The sequence below is a fragment of the Pseudomonas paeninsulae genome, assembly GCF_035621475.1.
Classification (GTDB): domain Bacteria; phylum Pseudomonadota; class Gammaproteobacteria; order Pseudomonadales; family Pseudomonadaceae; genus Aquipseudomonas; species Aquipseudomonas paeninsulae.
Window position 1 is genome coordinate 4,037,746 of sequence record NZ_CP141799.1, and the last position, 16,831, is coordinate 4,054,576.

Genomic DNA, 16,831 nt, shown 5'->3' on the forward strand with positions numbered 1-16,831 from the left:
TCAGGCCTGCAAGACGCAGGTCGCCAAATGGTCGGCCAATGCCAACCAGGCGATACTTTGTTGTTCACCCTGGCCCCGCAGCGGCTTGCAACCTACCACTTGCTGGGCCAGTTCGTCTTCACCCATGACCAAGGCGTAAAGCGCACCGCTCTTGTCGGCCTTCTTCAGTTGACTCTTGAAACTGCCTGCGCCGGCATTGACCTGCAAACGCAGAGCCGGCAGCTGATCACGCAGGCGCTCGGCCAAGGCCAAGGCCGCCAATTCCGCAGGCTCACCCAGAGCACACAGGTAAACATCGACCTGCCGGGAGATTTCAGCCGGTACTTTGTCCAAGGTTTCGATCAGCAGCACCAGGCGCTCGATACCCATGGCGAAACCCACGCCCGGCGTCGGTTTGCCACCCATCTGCTCGACCAGGCCATCGTAGCGACCGCCGGCGCAGACGGTGCCCTGGGCACCGAGCTGATCGGTCACCCACTCGAACACAGTCTTGCTGTAGTAATCCAGGCCACGCACCAACTTGGGATTGATCACGTAAGGAACCCCAGCCGCATCCAGGCGCGCCTTGAGTCCGCCGAAATGCAGCAGCGATTCGTCGTCCAGGTAATCGGCCAGCTTCGGCGCGTCGGCCAGCAGCGCCTGGGTCTCCGGGTGCTTGCTGTCGAGCACACGCAGCGGATTACTGGTCATGCGCCGGCGACTGTCTTCATCCAGCTGCTCGGCGCGGGCCGTGAGGTACTCGACCAGGGCTTCGCGATAGACCGCTCGCGCCGCGCTGGTGCCCAGACTGTTCAGCTCCAGGGTGACTGCATCGCGAATACCGAGCAGGCCCCACAGACGCCAGGTCAGAATGATCAACTCGGCGTCGATATCCGGGCCATCGATATTGAAGACTTCGACACCAATTTGGTGAAATTGGCGATAACGCCCCTTCTGCGGACGTTCGTGCCGGAACATCGGCCCGATATACCAGAGCTTCTGGGTTTGCCCGCCACCGGCCAGACCGTGCTCTAGCACGGCCCGCACGCAGGCGGCAGTGCCTTCTGGACGCAGGGTCAGGGAATCACCGTTGCGATCCTCGAAGGTGTACATCTCTTTTTCGACGATGTCGGTCACTTCGCCGATCGAGCGTTTGAACAGCTCGGTGAACTCGACGATCGGCATACGTATCTGCCGATAGCCATAGCCATCCAGCAGGCGCGCCACGCTGTCTTCAAAGTAACGCCAAAGCGGAGTCTGCTCGGGCAGGATATCGTTCATGCCACGAATGGCTTGCAGGGACTTGCTCAATTCATTTCCTTAACAGGGTTAGCTGCGCACGATGACCGCGGCGTCAGCAGCGACCTTCTCGGCCGCCTTCTGGCGTATCAGCTTTTCCAGCTGATCCACCAGGTTGTCGTTGTTCAATTTTTGCGCCGGCTTGCCATCGATATAGATCAAGTTGCTCGGCGAGCCGCCAGTGAGGCCGATGTCCGCTTCCTTGGCTTCGCCCGGTCCATTGACCACACAGCCAATCACCGCCACATCCAGCGGCACCAGCAGGTCTTCCAGGCGGCCCTCGAGGTCGTTCATGGTCTTCACCACATCGAAATTCTGCCGCGAGCAGCTCGGGCAGGCGATGAAGTTGATCCCGCGTGAACGCAGACGCAGCGACTTGAGAATATCGAAGCCAACCTTGATCTCTTCCACCGGGTCAGCGGCCAGGGAGATGCGGATGGTATCGCCAATTCCCTCGGCCAGCAGCATGCCCAGCCCCACTGCCGACTTCACAGTACCCGAGCGCAGGCCACCGGCCTCGGTGATGCCCAGGTGCAAAGGTTGTTCGATCTGCTTGGACAGCAGTCGATAGGCCTCCACCGCCATGAACACATCGGAGGCTTTGACGCTGACCTTGAAGTCCGGGAAGTTCAAACGATCCAGATGCTCTACATGGCGTAGCGCCGACTCGACCAGTGCTTCCGGGGTCGGCTCGCCGTATTTCTTCTGCAGGTCTTTTTCCAGCGAACCGGCGTTGACCCCGATGCGAATCGAGATACCTCGATCACGGGCCGCCTCGACCACCGCCTTGACCCGGTCTGCACGGCCGATATTGCCCGGATTGATGCGCAGGCAATCGACGCCCAACTCGGCCACCCGTAGGGCGATCTGATAATCGAAGTGGATATCCGCCACCAGCGGCAGGCTGACCTGTTGCTTGATCCGGCCAAAGGCTTCGGCGGCGTCCATGTCCGGCACCGAAATACGCACGATATCCGCACCGGCATCTTGCAGACGACGGACTTGGGCCACTGTTGCCGCCACATCGTTGGTATCGGTATTGGTCATGCTCTGCACAGCGATGGGTGCATCGCCGCCCACCGGTACCGAGCCAACCCAAATCTTGCGCGTCAGACGACGCTTGATCGGCGATTCGCAATGCATCTTACTGACCACCCAACTTGATACGTGCGGTTTCACCCGTGATATAGGGCGTCACATCGACCGCCTGACCGTTGTAGCTCACCTGCGCACCACGGGCAAAGCCCAGGCGTAACTCCAGCGGCGCCTTGCCGGCGAGCTGCAAACTATCGCCCTTACGCTTGAGCGCACTGAACAGTACCTTGCCACTGGCATCGGTCAACTGTGTCCAGCAGTCAGCGACATAGCTGACACTTACCATGCCCTCGCCGGCAGCGACGGCCAGCGACTCGGTAGTGTTGGCCGGTGCGGGGCTGTCGGCAGCAGCAAGTTCGGCCTGCAGCTCTTCGCCAGCCGGCTCAGCCGCTGCCTGCTCTGCAGCGCCGTCCAATTCCGACTCCGCGGCTACTTCGGTGATGGCAGGCATCAGGTTCAACTCAGCCCCCCCCTGAGCCGCCAGCACGGCCTGATCTTCAGGCTCATCCAGAGGATGAATCTGGGTCATGCCATCGGCACCGTCTACTTCAACCTGCTCGATACTGGTTACAGGCGACTCACCGGCAAGCCGCGCGGCCTGCTCTTGCCACCAGTAAAAACCGACGCCCGCCAGCGCCACCAGCAAGGCAAAACTGACGAAACGCAGGATGCGTTGTGAGTAACGTACCGGTTCCTCGATGTGGCCCAGGCTGTGTACATCGCTACCTACGGCGTCACTACCAGTGAACTGATCGAACTCCAGGACCAGACGACTCTGATCCATGCCTAGGAGTTTTCCATAAGCGCGAACGTAGCCACGGGCAAAGGTATTGCCCGGCAATTTATCGAACGCACCCGCTTCGATCTGACTCAGGCGCAGTGGCGAGAGATTCAGTTGGCCGGCCACTTCATCAACGGCCCAGCCCTTGCTCTCGCGCGCCTCGCGCAGTGACTCACCGGGATTGACGCGCTGGGTTGTTACAACTTCAGGATGCGCCACTTTCATCATTGCTCCGACCGATATTGCTGATATTCCGGCGTACCGGGATAAAAACGCTTCAATTGCAGACCCAGGCTGGCAGCCGTGTCGCGATCCTGGAAGATGGTCGCCAGGCTCGCGCCGAGCAACAGGCTACGCGCATTCTGCTCGGCCAGCAGGCTGTAGCTATCGTAATAGCCGCGCGCCGGCACATATTGCTCCTCCTCGTAGAGCATTACGGCCATCTCGAGTAGTGCCCGGGGCTGGCGGCTATTCAGGCGGAGCGAGCGCTCGAAATAGGCTTTCGCCTGTTCGCGCTGATTGAGCTTCATGGCCGTCAAGCCAAGGTTCTCGAACACCCGTGAACGCTCGGGGTAAAGGGTATCCCGTGAAGCTTGCTGATAATGCTCGAGCGCCTCCTGATAGCGCTCCTGCTCGAACAGGAAGCCACCGTAGTTATTCAGCAGCCGGGCATCGTCGCTGCGTTGCGATAACGCGATGCGATAATGCTCATCGGCCAGCTTGTATTCCATTTCGCGCTGAAACACCAACGCCAGAGCCGCATGTGCATCCGCGCTGCTCGGGTCGAGGTCGAGCGCCTTTTTCAACGGTACCTTGGCCCGTCCACTAGCGCCTTGCTGCAGGTAGCCGAGCCCCAACTGAATGTAGGCATCACGCGCACCGTCACGCCCCTTGTCGGTTCTCATCGGGTCGACATCGCCTGTCGACACACAGCCGGCCAACAGGCTGGCGATTAACAAGAACAGCGCTGGGCGCAGGGTCATGGGTATCCTCTCTTCAAGTTCGATTGGCGGCGGAACTCGGCGTCTCGGCCTCGCTACTCAACTCACGCACGGCAATGTAGCGCTCGCTACGACGGGTACGATCCATGACCTGGCCGACCAACTGGCCGCAGGCAGCATCGATGTCTTCGCCGCGCGGAGTACGCACGGTGACATTGTGCCCGGCTTTGTGCAGCAGATCCTGGAAACGGCGAATGGCATTGTTGCTCGGCCGCTCGTAACCCGAGAAGGGGAAGGGATTAAACGGAATCAGGTTGATCTTGCAAGGTACATTTTGCAGAAGTGCGATCATCTGCTCAGCATGCTCGGGCTTATCGTTGACATCCTTGAGCAGGGTGTACTCGATGGTCAGCACACGCTTCTCGCCGAGGCGCGAGACATAACGCTGGCAGGCCGCCAGCAACATCTCCAGCGGATACTTCTTGTTGATCGGCACCAACTGGTTGCGCAACTCATCGTTCGGCGCGTGCAACGACAGCGCCAGGGATACATCGATGACTTCACCCAGTTTGTCGATCATCGGCACCACGCCCGAAGTGGACAGGGTCACCTTGCGCTTGGAGATGCCATAACCGAGGTCGTCCATCATGATCTTCATGGCGGCGACCACGTTGTCGAAGTTCAGCAGTGGTTCGCCCATGCCCATCATCACCACATTGGTGATGGCGCGATCGGATCTGGCGGGCACGCTACCGAACGACTTGCTGGCGATCCACACCTGACCGATCACTTCGGCGGCTGTCAGATCGCTATTGAAACCCTGTTTGCCCGTGGAGCAGAAGCTGCAATCCAGTGCGCAACCCGCCTGCGAAGAAACGCACAGGGTGCCGCGCGAACCTTGCGGGATATACACGGTCTCCACACAACTGCCTGACGCCACCCGCACTACCCACTTGCGCGTGCCATCAGTAGAAATATCTTCGCTGACCACTTCCGGGCCACGAATTTCAGCACAGGCCTTGAGTTTTTCCCGCAAGGCCTTGCTGACGTTGCTCATGACATCGAAATCATCGACGCCAAAGTGGTGAATCCACTTCATCAACTGACCGGCACGGAAACGTTTTTCCCCGATGTCCTCGAAGAATTGTTCCATCTCTGCCTGGGTCAGACCCAGTAGATTAATTTTGCCGGTAGCTTCAGTCATGGCTTCACCCTCGCACGCGTCGCCTTAGCGAATGCGCGCACATACCTCGGTAGCGGAGAAGAAGTAGGCGATTTCACGGGCGGCGGACGCCTCGGAATCGGAACCGTGTACCGCGTTCTCGTCGATGGATACGGCGAAATCGGCGCGAATGGTGCCGGCAGCCGCTTCTTTCGGGTTGGTTGCGCCCATCAGCTCACGGTTCTTGGCGATAGCATCTTCACCTTCCAGCACCTGCACGATGACCGGACCCGAAACCATGAAAGCGACCAGATCCTTGAAGAAGCCGCGCTCGCTGTGCTCGGCGTAAAAACCGCCAGCTTCGCGCTCGGACAGCTGGACCATTTTCGAGGCAACGACGCGCAGGCCGGCTTTTTCGAAACGGCTAACGATCTCGCCGATAACATTCTTGGCAACAGCGTCAGGCTTGATGATGGAAAAAGTACGTTGAACAGCCATGTGTAACTCCAGAAACGATGGGTAATACGAAAAATTAAACCCGCGAATTATACGCGGGTTTGGGGGGGAAATATAAGAGCAGCGCCAAGCAAGCGTTGGCGCCCATGGTTCGGGCAAATACCAACTCGCGTGAAGCTTGCCGCTTATGACTTACAGCTGGCTCAATCCGCCTCTTCGATCCAGGCGGCCTGAATGGCCTCAAGCACTTTCTCGCCACCACGCTGCGGATCGTCGGAAAAATCCGGCAACGCCAGCACCCAGCGATGCAGGTCGACAAAATTGACGAAACGCGGATCGATGTCAGGCTTGCTTTCCGCCAACTGGATCGCGACTTCCAGCACATCGGACCATTTTAGGCTCATGACCTGCTCCTTATGCCGAATATTCAGTGCCCTTCGGACACTTGATTGATGGTGTACCTGGGGATCTCGACCACCAGATCCTGCTCAGCCACCACAGCCTGACAAGACAGCCGCGAATTAGGCTCCAGCCCCCAGGCCTTGTCCAGCATATCGTCTTCGAGTTCGTCGGATGGCTCCATAGAAGCAAACCCCTCGCGAACCACCACGTGACACGTCGTACAGGCACAGGATTTCTCACAGGCATGCTCGATGCCGATACCGTGGCGAAGCGCGACGTTGAGCACGGTTTCGCCCGACTGCGCTTCGATCACCAGCCCTTCAGGGCAGTGGTCGGCGTTGGGCAGAAAAATCACCTGCGGCATGCTTATTCCTCAATTTCATTAAGACTACGGCCAGCCAATGCGGCTTTGACCGTGGCATCCAGGCGACGAGCGGCAAAGGCATCGGTCAACTGGGTCAAGCGCTTGGTCTGTTGCTCGATGGCCAGGCCATCGTTACTCGCCATCAGCGCGCGCAACTGCTGCATTTGCGCATCGATAGCCAGGCGCTCATCGGCGCCCAGCAAACGTTCACCGTCGGCTTGCAAGGCAGCCTCTACCGCCTCGAGCAGACGCTGAGCATCCACCTGCAGTTCACGCAATACACGGGCGACCTTGTCGTCACCGGCATTCTTGAAAGAGTCCTGCAGCATTCGCGCGATTTCGCCATCGGTAAGCCCGTAAGACGGCTTGACCTGAATGCTCGCCTCCACCCCCGAAGCCAGCTCGCGGGCCGCCACGCCGAGCAAGCCATCGGCATCGACCTGGAAGGTCACACGAATCTTCGCCGAACCGGCGACCATTGGCGGAATACCGCGCAACTCGAAACGCGCCAGGGAGCGGCAATCGCTGATCAGCTCGCGCTCACCTTGCAGCACATGAATCATCATGGCCGTCTGGCCATCTTTATAGGTGGTGAAGTCCTGAGCACGCGCCACCGGAATGGTGGTGTTGCGCGGAATGACCTTCTCCATCAGCCCGCCCATGGTTTCCAGGCCAAGCGACAACGGAATCACGTCCAGCAGTAACAGCTCGTCACCCTCTGCACGCTTGTTACCCGCCAGGGCATCGGCCTGGATCGCGGCACCAATGGCCACCACCTGATCCGGATCGATATCGCTCAAGGGCTCGCGGGCGAACATCTCGGCGACCGCCTGGCGCACGCGCGGCACGCGAGTCGAACCACCGACCATGACCACGGCCTCGACCTCTTCCAGCTCGATTCCGGCATCGCGCACGGCTCGCCGACAGGCCTTGAGGCTGCGCGCCAGCATTGGCTCGATCAATGCGTCGAACTGCTCGCGACTCAACTGCCCCTGCCAGGTTCCATAACTGAGCTGGGCCGCAGCACAACTGGTCAGGGCTTCCTTGGCCGCGCAGGCGGCCTGCAACAGACTGCGCTGCTCGCCCGGATCGAGATCGGCAGACAGACCGGCCTGTTCGATTATCCAGCCAGCAATCGCATGATCGAAGTCATCACCACCCAAGGCACTGTCACCACCGGTGGCCAATACCTCGAAAACCCCGCCGGTCAGACGCAAAATGGAAATATCGAAGGTACCGCCGCCCAGGTCATAAATCGCCACCACGCCCTCGGCATGCTGGTCCAGACCATAGGCCACAGCCGCAGCGGTCGGCTCATTGAGCAAGCGCAGCACATTCAAGCCGGCCAGACGCGCCGCATCCTTGGTGGCCTGGCGCTGGGAGTCATCGAAGTAGGCCGGCACCGTGATTACCGCACCGACCAGCTCGCCACCCAGGGCGGCTTCGGCACGCTGACGCAGCACCTTGAGGATATCGGCAGACACTTCGACCGGACTTTTCGGCCCCTGCACCGTAGCAATGAAGGGCATGTGCGACTCGCCGCCGACAAAGCGATAGGGCAACTGCTCGCCCAATTGCTTGACGTCGGCCAGGCCACGCCCCATCAGGCGCTTGACTGACAGCACGGTATTCAGCGGGTCAGCCGATGCGGCCAGCCTGGCGGCCTCGCCGACCTCGACATGGTCGACGTGATAGCGCACCGCTGAAGGCAGGATGACCTGCCCTGCGGCATCGGCGATCGGCTCGGATAGGCCGCTGCGCAGGGCTGCGACCAGCGAATTAGTGGTTCCCAGATCAATCCCAACCGCCAACCGACGCTGGTGGGGCTGGGGGCTCTGTCCGGGCTCAGCGATCTGCAGTAAGGCCATGATTAATAAATGCTTATCTGTATATCAGGCGTGCCACGTTGGCTGCGCGAGGGTTAATCGTCGAGGCGCTCTTCCAGCTGGCGCACTTCGTGGGAAAGCTTGTCGAGAAACTGCATGCGGCGCATCAGGCGCTCGGCCTCGGCGCGACGCAACGAATCATCCCAACAAACGGCAAAGCTCTCGTTCAACTCATCCTGAGCAATCTTCAGGCGGCGCTTGAACGTCGCCACGCCCGCCAAATCGGCGCTATCTTGCAGATCTTCCAATTCTTCACGCCAATGCATCTGCTGCAGCAGGAAGTCCGGGTCTTGCACCGTGACTTCCAGGGGCAATTCCGGCCCGCCCAATGCCAACAGGTAACGCGCGCGCTTGGGCGAGCTTTTCAGCGTGCTATAAGCCTCATTGAGGCTGGCCGAATGCTCCAGCGCCAAGCGTTGCTCACGATCAGAGGCATCGGCGAAACGATCCGGATGGACAGTGCGCGCCAGCTCGCGATAACGCACGGCCAACTGCTCCAGATCCAGACGGAAGCTTGGTTGCAGAGCGAACAGGGCGAAATGACAAGGACTACCCACAAATGCCTCAGATATTAAAGCTTTCGCCGCAGCCACATTCGCCGCGCACGTTAGGATTGTTGAACTTGAAGCCTTCGTTCAAACCTTCCTTGACGAAGTCCAGCTCAGTACCGTCGAGGTACACCAGGCTCTTGGGATCTATGATCACCTTGACCCCGTGAGTCTCGAACACCTGGTCTTCGCTGGCGGCCTCGTCGACGAACTCCAGCACATAAGCCAGGCCCGAACAGCCAGTAGTGCGCACGGCCAGGCGGATGCCGTCGCCCTTACCGCGCCCTTCAAGCGAACGCCGCACGTGCTGAGCGGCAGCTTCGGTCATGCTGATAGCCATCGACAACCTCCTTAGAGCAAGCCTTTCTTCTGCTTGTAATCACGCACGGCCGCCTTGATGGCGTCCTCGGCGAGTACCGAGCAGTGGATTTTCACCGGCGGCAACGCCAACTCTTCGGCGAGGTGGGTGTTCTTGATGGTTTCCGCCTCATCCAGGGTCTTACCCTTCATCCACTCGGTGGCGAGGGAGCTGGAGGCAATCGCGGAACCGCAGCCATAGGTCTTGAACTTGGCGTCTTCAATCACGCCCTGCTCGTTGACCTTGATCTGCAAGCGCATCACGTCGCCACACGCCGGGGCGCCGACCATGCCGGTACCGACATCCGGATCTTCCGCGTCCATCTTGCCTACGTTGCGCGGGTTTTCGTAGTGGTCAATGACCTTTTCACTGTAAGCCATGCTGGTATTCCTCTCTCATCAGGGGCTGCTCAACGGCAGCTTTAGTGTGCAGCCCACTCGACCTTGGACAGATCGACACCCTCTTTGAACATATCCCACAGCGGCGACAAATCGCGCAGTTTGGTGACCGCCTCGCGAACTTTCTGCGCGGCGTAGTCGATCTCTTCTTCGGTGGAGAACCGGCCGAAGGTGAAACGGATCGAGCTGTGCGCCAACTCGTCGTTACGACCCAGGGCGCGCAACACATACGAGGGCTCAAGTGAAGCCGAGGTACAGGCCGAACCCGACGATACCGCCAGATCCTTGAGCGCCATGATCAACGACTCGCCTTCGACATAGTTGAAGCTGAGGTTGAGGTTGTGCGGCACTCGCGAGGTCATGCTGCCGTTCACGTACAACTCTTCCAGGCCATCGACCTGCTCGAAGAAACGATCACGCAACGCCTTGATGCGCTGGTTTTCCTGGACCATTTCTTCCTTGGCAATACGGAAGGCTTCGCCCATGCCGACGATCTGGTGAGTCGCCAGGGTGCCGGAGCGCATACCGCGCTCATGACCACCGCCATGGGTCTGCGCTTCCAGGCGCACGCGCGGCTTGCGCCGGACGTAGAGCGCACCAACGCCCTTGGGCCCGTAGGTCTTGTGCGCCGAGAAGGACATCAGGTCGACCTTGAGTTTTTCCAGATCGATAGCCACCTTGCCGGTGGACTGCGCCGCATCGACGTGGAAGAACACGCCGCGCGCGCGAGTCACTTCACCGATGCCCGCGATATCGTTGATGGTGCCAATTTCGTTGTTCACATGCATGATCGACACCAGAATGGTGTCCTCGCGCAGCGCCGCCTCGACCATGGCCGGAGTAATCAGCCCGTCTTCACCCGGCTCGATATAGGTCACCTCGAAGCCTTCGCGCTCCAACTGGCGGGTAGTGTCTAGCACCGCCTTGTGCTCGATCTTCGAGGTGACGATGTGCTTGCCCTTGCCACTGTAGAAGTGCGCAATGCCCTTGATTGCCAGGTTGTCCGACTCTGTGGCACCGGAGGTCCAGACGATCTCGCGCGGGTCTGCATTGACCAGCTCGGCGACCTGACGGCGACCATTCTCAACAGCCTCCTCGGCCTTCCAGCCAAACACATGGGAGCGCGATGCCGGATTGCCGAAGTTGCCATCGACCAGCAAACACTCACTCATCTTTTGCGCCACACGCGGATCGACCGGGGTGGTGGCGGAATAATCGAGGTAAATCGGCAATTTCATTGATCTTCTCCTAATCAGGTTTCTGGCCACGCGGGCCGGCACCCTACGTTCAATCGACGGTGGATGCTGCAATCTTATCTAGGTGCGGCATCCTGCCATTACTGCGCCGCTGATCCTGAGACTGCGCGATTTCCTGCACTTCGCGGCGCGTCACCAGATCAGCCAAACTGATGCCACTGAGGAACTCATGAATCTGCTGACTCAGGTCGCACCACAGATGATGGGTCAGGCAAGTCTCACCGCCATGGCAATCGCCCTGCCCTTGACAGCGCGTGGCATCGACCGACTCGTTGACTGCATCGATTACTTCGGCTACCTGGATACCCTGCATGTCGCGGGACAACTGGTAACCACCGCCGGGACCACGCACGCTGGAAACCAGATTACTCCGACGCAGCTTGGCGAACAGCTGCTCAAGGTATGACAGGGAGATACCCTGACGCTCGGAGATATCGGCCAGGGACACCGGCCCATGCTGCGCATGTAGCGCCAGATCGAGCATGGCGGTAACGGCGTAACGGCCTTTGGTGGTCAGTCGCATAAGGGAGTTACCACGGGATCACAATTTGCAGCGAGTATGCAATTCCCGAGTATTCAAGTCAACTATAAGACCTAGTGCTTTACTCGGGATTAGCCGCACCCGGAGGGCGCCCAGCATAGCAAAGCACTCGCCCGCGCGCATCACGCTACCGGCTTGCCATCCTGATCCTTGCACACGCCAACGAAGTCCTCGTCGCGCAACGCCGGCAACTCCTTGGCGCAGTAGTCACTGCCCAACTCGTTAAGCGCATTGCACATGCCTTCCAGGCGCGCATCAACCGCCTGCAAGTGATCGAGCAACTGGCCAATGGCGCGCGCCACCGGATCTGGCATGTCCTGTCCGACGCCATAGGCATCGAAGCCCAGTTTTTCCGCCATGGCCTGACGCTTGGCTGCCTGCTCGTCATCCACCTTGACGATGATCCGCCCAGGAATACCGACCGCAGTCGCCCCCGCCGGCACCTCCTTGGTCACCACCGCATTGGAGCCGATCTTGGCCCCCGCGCCCACCGTGAACGGCCCGAGCACCTTGGCCCCAGCACCGACCACCACACCATCTTCCAGCGTCGGATGGCGCTTGCCCTTGTTCCAACTGGTACCGCCCAGAGTCACGCCCTGATACAGGGTGACATCGTTGCCGATTTCGGCCGTCTCGCCGATGACGATGCCCATGCCATGATCGATGAAGAAGCGCCGACCGATCTTCGCCCCCGGATGGATCTCGATCCCGGTCAGCCAGCGCCCCAGATTGGAGACCACCCGCGCCAACCATTTCCAACCGGACGTCCACAGCGCATGCGCCAGACGATGCAACCAGACCGCATGCAGGCCCGGGTAGCAGGTCACCACCTCAAGCGCATTGCGCGCCGCCGGATCGCGATGGAATACGCTCTGGATATCTTCCCGCATGCGCTCAAACATCAGTTTTCCCCTGTTTAAGGTGCTCACCACGCGCCGCCTTGACGGTTTCCGTCAAAATGCCACGCAAGATATTGATTTCCAGCTTACTGATACCACTACGACCGTACAGGCGCCGCAAGCGGCTCATCAAGTGCCGCGGCTTGGCCGGATCGAGAAAACCGATCTCGACCAGGGCGAGCTGCAGATGCGCATAAAACGACTCCAACTCGTCCGCCGTCACCGGTTGGGAACTCTGAATCGCCGTGGTCTCCAACTTGAGCGTCTTGGTCGGCTTATTCTGCGCCGCCAACCAGGCCATGCGCACCTCATAGGCCAGCACCTGCACGGCCGCCGCCAGGTTCAGCGAACTAAAATCCGGATCGGACGGAATGTGCACATGAAAATGGCAACGCTGCAGTTCCTCGTTGGTCAGGCCGGCGTATTCACGACCGAACACCAAAGCCACTTCGCCCCCCTGCAAAGCCTGCTCGCACGCGGCCAGCCCGCACTCGCGCGGATCGAGCAACGGCCAGGGAATGCGTCGATCGCGCGCACTGGTCCCCAGCACCAGGCTGCAACCGACCAGCGCCTCTTCAAGCGTGCCGACCACCTGCGCAGCCTCAAGCACATCGGTCGCCCCCGAGGCCCGAGCCACCGCATCGCCACTGGGAAAGTCCATCGGCTCGACCAGCACCAGGCGCGACAGACCCATGTTTTTCATGGCGCGCGCAGCACCACCGATATTGCCGGGATGACTGGTATTAACCAGAACCACTCGAATATTTTGCAGCAACGCAAACGCTCACATGGGCAGCCAAGGGCAGCAAAGCTTACAGAACCACCCAGGGTAATGCCATGCACGACACAGACGGCACTTCATCCACCAGCCTTTTCTGCTAATATTGCCGGCTTTCTTTAACAACCCAGGTGAATCGCCCATGCAGCCCATGCTGAATATCGCCCTGCGCGCAGCCCGTAGCGCCGGTGAAATGATTTTCCGCTCGATCGAACGCTTGGACGTCATCTCGGTCGACGAGAAAGATGCCAAGGATTACGTGACTGAGATCGATCGCTCTGCCGAGTTGCTGATCATCCAAGCGCTGCGCAAGGCTTATCCGACCCACGGCTTCCTCGGCGAGGAAGGCGGCCTGATCGAAGGCAGCGGCGACGGCGCCGACTACCTGTGGATCATCGATCCACTGGACGGCACCACCAACTTTATCCGTGGTGTGCCGCATTTCGCCGTCAGCCTGGCCTGCAAGTACCGCGGCCGACTGGAGCATGCCGTGGTCATCGACCCGGTACGCCAGGAAGAATTCACCGCCAGCCGTGGCCGTGGCGCCGCCCTCAACGGCCGTCGCCTGCGCGTCAGCTCACGCAAGAGCCTGGAAGGCGCCCTGCTCGGCACCGGCTTCCCATTCCGCGACAGCCAGCTCGACAACCTGGAAAACTACCTGGGCATGTTCCGCAACCTGGTCGGCCAGACAGCCGGCGTTCGTCGTGCGGGCGCCGCCAGCCTGGACCTGGCCTACGTGGCCGCAGGCCGTTTCGATGCCTTCTGGGAATTCGGCCTGTCCGAATGGGACATGGCAGCCGGCGCCCTGCTGATTCAGGAAGCAGGCGGCCTGGTCAGCGACTTCACCGGTGGCCACGAATTCCTCGAGAAAGGCCAGATCGTCGCCGGCAACACCAAGTGCTTCAAGGCAGTGCTGACGGCCATCCAGCCGCATCTTTCCGCCTCAATGAAGCGCTGATTGCGCGATAAATAAAAAACCGGCCAACGGCCGGTTTTTTAATGGCTATGTACTCGTTAACTGTTGCAAGGCCTAGACTGAAGACGTGTGCTCATCAAGGAGTGCCGTTATGGATGCCCAACCCTTTCAACACCTACTGGCTCGGCTTGATCGCCTCACGATCAAACAGAAGTCCATCGTTCAGCATTTTCTCCAGATCAACGTGCAGCGAGATGGCTTTGAAGAGCTCATCCCTGATCTGAAAGCCTGCCCGCACTGTGCCGCCGACGCCGCGCAACTGGCCTCATGGGGCCGCAGTGGTGGCTTGCAGCGCTATCGCTGCAAGGTCTGTCGGCGCACGTGCAATGCATTGACTGGAACACCCTTGGCGCGCCTACGCAAAAAGGACTGCTGGCTGGATTATGCCCAAGCCCTCATTGCTGGATTGACCGTGAGAGCGGCGGCCCGACACTGCAGCGTCAGCAAGAACACTTCATTTCGCTGGCGACATCGGTTTTTGCATGATGTGGCGGCGCATCACGATGCGCGTGAAAGCGGCATTGTCGAGGCCGACGAAACGTTCTTTCTCGAGTCATTCAAAGGTCAGCGCGAGATGCCGCGCCCACCCCGTAAACGCGGGGGTGTGGGCAAGACACGCGGAACGGGGCCGGATCAGATACCCGTTTTGGTTGTTCGCGACCGTGAAGGACATACCGCTGACTTTCAGTTGGAGAAGCTCGACGCCGCCCATGTAAGTGCCGCGCTAAGGCCTTTGGTGGATAAAGCGTCGGTGCTCTGTACTGATGGCGCAGCAATCTATGCGGCATTTGCACGCCGCAACGGGATCACCCACAAGGTGGTGTATGCGAGGCCGGGGTTACGCGTCCAGGAAGCGGCTTTTCATATCCAGAACGTCAACGCTTATCACAGTCGGCTGAAGGGCTGGATGGCGCGCTTTCATGGGGTTGCGACCAAGTACCTCGTTAACTACCTGGGTTGGCGCCGCATGTTGGAGCGGTACACAAAGCGCATTCAGCCAGAGTTTTGTCTGCAGGAGGCGGTGGGCCGGCCCATGCAACAGTTAAAGGGTACATAGCCGAATGGCACTGAGTTAAGCGTTGGCTCATCGTAAGATGGTGCAGTTAGAGTGCGTTTGCGCGCCGCGCCTCAGCGCTGTTTTTTCGGATGTCCATTTTTCCTGACATCTTCTTTGGCGATATGCCGCGGCTTGGTGAGCAAGGGGAAGGGCTTCGGTCGTCGTTTCACCGCACGTGGTTCGATTCGACCGGGGCGTAAACCTACCCGTGGTTCTGCAATCAGCACCAGCAAGGCGTTGATGGCGGCCGAGTGGGCCGAGTGGGCCGGGGCGCCGCGTTGCTGCCAAGCCATCCAAATTTGGATCGTATGTTTGAAGCTGAGCTGGCGCGGGATTTGATCGGCCAGCAAGGCAGCCTGGGCCATCAACAGTCGGATCAGGTTGTAGGCGAGCAGGTAGACCCATAGCTCTTTCATGGCCATCTCTGGGCACTTGCAGCGCAGGTGCTCCATGCCGAGTGTCGTCTTGATGTTGCGCAGATCCAGCTCCACGTTCCAGCGGCACCGATACAGCGCTTTGAGCACATGCTTGGGAGTCTCCTTGGGGCACAGGAAGGTCGTGACCATGATCTTTCCACCCGCTTGGAACTCGCGCACCGTCAGCGTCTCGGGTGCCTCCTCGTACTCCGCGGGGCTCATCCAGTGCGGACAGCGCGGCGGCTTGCTCAGTACGATGAGGTGGTCGCGCACCCCCTGTTTCTCGCCCTTGGCGAAGTCGGTGCTGCGCTTGCGTGCCCCATACTGCTCGAACACGCCGTCGACACCTCTGCGGTTCAGTTCCCAGAGCAGAAAGTAGGTCGCGTAGAAGGCATCGCCGAGCAAGATGTCATCGCCGTCGAGCAAGTCGAGCATCTCGCGCAACAGGCTTTGCTCGTCGCTGCCCTTGCCTTTGCAGGGGCCCGTAGCGGCATCGAGCAACGCGCCGCTACCCAGGCACAGCAGCGCCACGATCCGACACTGCGGAAATCCCAATCCCGCCTTTTGACTACCCGGCTGCGGATAGGCGGCCTGATTCTCTTCGGTGTCCGCCAGCGTAACAGTGGCCCCGTCGACCAGGCGCACCCGCCGGCCCCGCCAGTGCCACCAGGAGGCGGCACCTTCGGCGATGATCTCCCCGGTTTGGCGTGCCAGCGACGAGATCATTGACTGCGGCAGACGCGAGCGCGCCTTGCAGTATCCACCGGTATCCGTACTCCCAGGCTTGAGCCCCCCAATCACCCGTTTGACCATGGCGTCGTTGACCACCGCTTGACAGCTGCCGTCCGCCGACAACGCCTGGGAGAGAAACATCGACAAGGTTTCCGTCGGCGGAAACAATCGTTCGCGGTGCTCCGGTAGCAACGCCTCAATACGGTCGAACAACTCTGGGCCGGTCAGTAGATTGAACAGGGAATAGCTGTCCGCGCTGCTTGCATAGTGGCGTACACGCTGTTGTTGCCCCGTCGTTGGGCGATGGCTAGGATGCATGTAGGCTGGCTCCTCGGATGGTTGCTGTGGATTTCGCAACCTCCAGCCTACTATCCGGGGCGGCCAGCCCTCTACTTCCCCTGAAAATCAATGGCTTGGGTTTAACTCAGTGCCATTCGGTACATAGCCTTTTTAATGGCTATGTACTCGTTAACTGTTGCAAGGCCTAGACTGAAGACGTGTGCTCAT

At 59.8% G+C, this 16,831-nt stretch carries 19 protein-coding genes; 2 read left to right on the forward strand and 17 right to left on the reverse strand.

All coding sequences use genetic code 11. From position 1 onward, the window contains the following. From hisS to trmJ, 16 genes are all read right to left on the reverse strand, one after another. A complete protein-coding gene (gene hisS / locus VCJ09_RS18570; RefSeq protein ID WP_324731563.1) occupies positions 1 to 1,290 on the reverse strand; it encodes a histidine--tRNA ligase in 1,290 nt (429 codons plus the stop codon). Between the two features lie 18 nt (positions 1,291 to 1,308). Then, entirely contained in the window at positions 1,309 to 2,421 is a 1,113-nt protein-coding gene (ispG, locus tag VCJ09_RS18575) for a flavodoxin-dependent (E)-4-hydroxy-3-methylbut-2-enyl-diphosphate synthase (RefSeq protein ID WP_324731564.1), read from the reverse strand. A gap of 1 nt (position 2,422) precedes the next feature. After that, a complete protein-coding gene (locus tag VCJ09_RS18580) occupies positions 2,423 to 3,379 on the reverse strand; it encodes a RodZ family helix-turn-helix domain-containing protein (RefSeq protein WP_324731565.1) in 957 nt (318 codons plus the stop codon). Further along, positions 3,379 to 4,137, reverse strand: coding sequence for a type IV pilus biogenesis/stability protein PilW (pilW, locus tag VCJ09_RS18585; RefSeq protein WP_324731566.1), 759 nt, complete (start codon positions 4,135 to 4,137; stop codon positions 3,379 to 3,381). The genes VCJ09_RS18580 and pilW overlap by 1 nt, the downstream gene beginning before the upstream one ends. 13 nt (positions 4,138 to 4,150) lie before the next feature. After that, complete coding sequence (rlmN, locus tag VCJ09_RS18590; RefSeq protein ID WP_324731567.1) at positions 4,151 to 5,299, reverse strand: 23S rRNA (adenine(2503)-C(2))-methyltransferase RlmN; 1,149 nt, start codon at positions 5,297 to 5,299, stop codon at positions 4,151 to 4,153. A gap of 24 nt (positions 5,300 to 5,323) precedes the next feature. Further along, positions 5,324 to 5,755 (reverse strand): nucleoside-diphosphate kinase, encoded by a 432-nt coding sequence (gene ndk, locus VCJ09_RS18595; protein ID WP_238039797.1) that lies wholly within the window; start codon positions 5,753 to 5,755, stop codon positions 5,324 to 5,326. Between the two features lie 161 nt (positions 5,756 to 5,916). After that, complete coding sequence (gene iscX, locus VCJ09_RS18600) at positions 5,917 to 6,117, reverse strand: Fe-S cluster assembly protein IscX (RefSeq protein ID WP_079202996.1); 201 nt, start codon at positions 6,115 to 6,117, stop codon at positions 5,917 to 5,919. A 23-nt stretch (positions 6,118 to 6,140) separates the two neighbouring features. Beyond that, positions 6,141 to 6,479, reverse strand: coding sequence for an ISC system 2Fe-2S type ferredoxin (fdx, locus tag VCJ09_RS18605; RefSeq protein ID WP_324731568.1), 339 nt, complete (start codon positions 6,477 to 6,479; stop codon positions 6,141 to 6,143). A gap of 2 nt (positions 6,480 to 6,481) precedes the next feature. Then, the gene (hscA, locus tag VCJ09_RS18610) at positions 6,482 to 8,347 is read right to left on the reverse strand and encodes a Fe-S protein assembly chaperone HscA (RefSeq protein ID WP_324731569.1); all 1,866 of its coding nucleotides are present in this window, start codon (positions 8,345 to 8,347) and stop codon (positions 6,482 to 6,484) included. A gap of 53 nt (positions 8,348 to 8,400) precedes the next feature. Then, the gene (gene hscB / locus VCJ09_RS18615; RefSeq protein WP_324731570.1) at positions 8,401 to 8,922 is read right to left on the reverse strand and encodes a co-chaperone HscB; all 522 of its coding nucleotides are present in this window, start codon (positions 8,920 to 8,922) and stop codon (positions 8,401 to 8,403) included. Positions 8,923 to 8,929: 7 nt separating this feature from the next. Continuing rightward, the gene (iscA, locus tag VCJ09_RS18620) at positions 8,930 to 9,253 is read right to left on the reverse strand and encodes an iron-sulfur cluster assembly protein IscA (RefSeq protein ID WP_079203000.1); all 324 of its coding nucleotides are present in this window, start codon (positions 9,251 to 9,253) and stop codon (positions 8,930 to 8,932) included. A gap of 11 nt (positions 9,254 to 9,264) precedes the next feature. Next, complete coding sequence (gene iscU, locus VCJ09_RS18625) at positions 9,265 to 9,651, reverse strand: Fe-S cluster assembly scaffold IscU (RefSeq protein WP_079203001.1); 387 nt, start codon at positions 9,649 to 9,651, stop codon at positions 9,265 to 9,267. 41 nt (positions 9,652 to 9,692) lie between these two features. Continuing rightward, entirely contained in the window at positions 9,693 to 10,907 is a 1,215-nt protein-coding gene (locus VCJ09_RS18630; RefSeq protein ID WP_079203002.1) for an IscS subfamily cysteine desulfurase, read from the reverse strand. Positions 10,908 to 10,956: 49 nt separating this feature from the next. Next, entirely contained in the window at positions 10,957 to 11,448 is a 492-nt protein-coding gene (iscR, locus tag VCJ09_RS18635; RefSeq protein WP_079203003.1) for a Fe-S cluster assembly transcriptional regulator IscR, read from the reverse strand. A 140-nt stretch (positions 11,449 to 11,588) separates the two neighbouring features. Further along, positions 11,589 to 12,368 carry a serine O-acetyltransferase gene (gene cysE / locus VCJ09_RS18640; RefSeq protein WP_324731571.1) on the reverse strand — a complete coding sequence of 260 codons (780 nt, stop codon included), beginning with the start codon at positions 12,366 to 12,368 and terminating at the stop codon, positions 11,589 to 11,591. After that, on the reverse strand, positions 12,361 to 13,140 hold the full coding sequence (gene trmJ / locus VCJ09_RS18645) for a tRNA (cytosine(32)/uridine(32)-2'-O)-methyltransferase TrmJ (protein ID WP_324731572.1): 780 nt from the start codon (positions 13,138 to 13,140) through the stop codon (positions 12,361 to 12,363). Before trmJ ends, cysE begins: the two co-directional genes overlap by 8 nt. Positions 13,141 to 13,285: 145 nt before the next feature. On the opposite strand from trmJ, the gene suhB reads away from it, so the two are divergent. Together suhB and VCJ09_RS18655 are read left to right on the forward strand one after the other, a co-directional pair. Beyond that, the gene (gene suhB, locus VCJ09_RS18650) at positions 13,286 to 14,101 is read left to right on the forward strand and encodes a type III secretion system regulator SuhB (RefSeq protein ID WP_079203006.1); all 816 of its coding nucleotides are present in this window, start codon (positions 13,286 to 13,288) and stop codon (positions 14,099 to 14,101) included. 109 nt (positions 14,102 to 14,210) lie between these two features. After that, a complete protein-coding gene (locus VCJ09_RS18655; RefSeq protein WP_324731573.1) occupies positions 14,211 to 15,176 on the forward strand; it encodes an IS1595 family transposase in 966 nt (321 codons plus the stop codon). 71 nt (positions 15,177 to 15,247) lie between these two features. Here the strand turns inward: VCJ09_RS18655 and VCJ09_RS18660 are convergent, their stop codons facing one another. Further along, positions 15,248 to 16,642 (reverse strand): IS4 family transposase, encoded by a 1,395-nt coding sequence (locus tag VCJ09_RS18660; RefSeq protein ID WP_324731574.1) that lies wholly within the window; start codon positions 16,640 to 16,642, stop codon positions 15,248 to 15,250. Between the last annotated feature and the right edge of the window lie 189 nt (positions 16,643 to 16,831).

Bases quoted from the DNA above. Each gene is read 5' to 3' on its own strand.
- iscX (WP_079202996.1), bottom strand. From the start codon at position 6,117: ATGAGCCTAAAATGGTCCGATGTGCTGGAAGTCGCGATCCAGTTGGCG.
- fdx (WP_324731568.1), bottom strand. From the start codon at position 6,479: ATGCCGCAGGTGATTTTTCTGCCCAACGCCGACCACTGCCCTGAAGGG.
- ispG (WP_324731564.1), bottom strand. From the start codon at position 2,421: ATGCATTGCGAATCGCCGATCAAGCGTCGTCTGACGCGCAAGATTTGG.
- hscA (WP_324731569.1), bottom strand. From the start codon at position 8,347: ATGGCCTTACTGCAGATCGCTGAGCCCGGACAGAGCCCCCAGCCCCAC.
- VCJ09_RS18655 (WP_324731573.1), top strand. From the start codon at position 14,211: ATGGATGCCCAACCCTTTCAACACCTACTGGCTCGGCTTGATCGCCTC.
- iscU (WP_079203001.1), bottom strand. From the start codon at position 9,651: ATGGCTTACAGTGAAAAGGTCATTGACCACTACGAAAACCCGCGCAAC.
- rlmN (WP_324731567.1), bottom strand. From the start codon at position 5,299: ATGACTGAAGCTACCGGCAAAATTAATCTACTGGGTCTGACCCAGGCA.
- iscR (WP_079203003.1), bottom strand. From the start codon at position 11,448: ATGCGACTGACCACCAAAGGCCGTTACGCCGTTACCGCCATGCTCGAT.
- ndk (WP_238039797.1), bottom strand. From the start codon at position 5,755: ATGGCTGTTCAACGTACTTTTTCCATCATCAAGCCTGACGCTGTTGCC.
- VCJ09_RS18630 (WP_079203002.1), bottom strand. From the start codon at position 10,907: ATGAAATTGCCGATTTACCTCGATTATTCCGCCACCACCCCGGTCGAT.
- VCJ09_RS18660 (WP_324731574.1), bottom strand. From the start codon at position 16,642: ATGCATCCTAGCCATCGCCCAACGACGGGGCAACAACAGCGTGTACGC.
- VCJ09_RS18580 (WP_324731565.1), bottom strand. From the start codon at position 3,379: ATGAAAGTGGCGCATCCTGAAGTTGTAACAACCCAGCGCGTCAATCCC.
- cysE (WP_324731571.1), bottom strand. From the start codon at position 12,368: ATGTTTGAGCGCATGCGGGAAGATATCCAGAGCGTATTCCATCGCGAT.
- iscA (WP_079203000.1), bottom strand. From the start codon at position 9,253: ATGGCTATCAGCATGACCGAAGCTGCCGCTCAGCACGTGCGGCGTTCG.
- pilW (WP_324731566.1), bottom strand. From the start codon at position 4,137: ATGACCCTGCGCCCAGCGCTGTTCTTGTTAATCGCCAGCCTGTTGGCC.
- suhB (WP_079203006.1), top strand. From the start codon at position 13,286: ATGCAGCCCATGCTGAATATCGCCCTGCGCGCAGCCCGTAGCGCCGGT.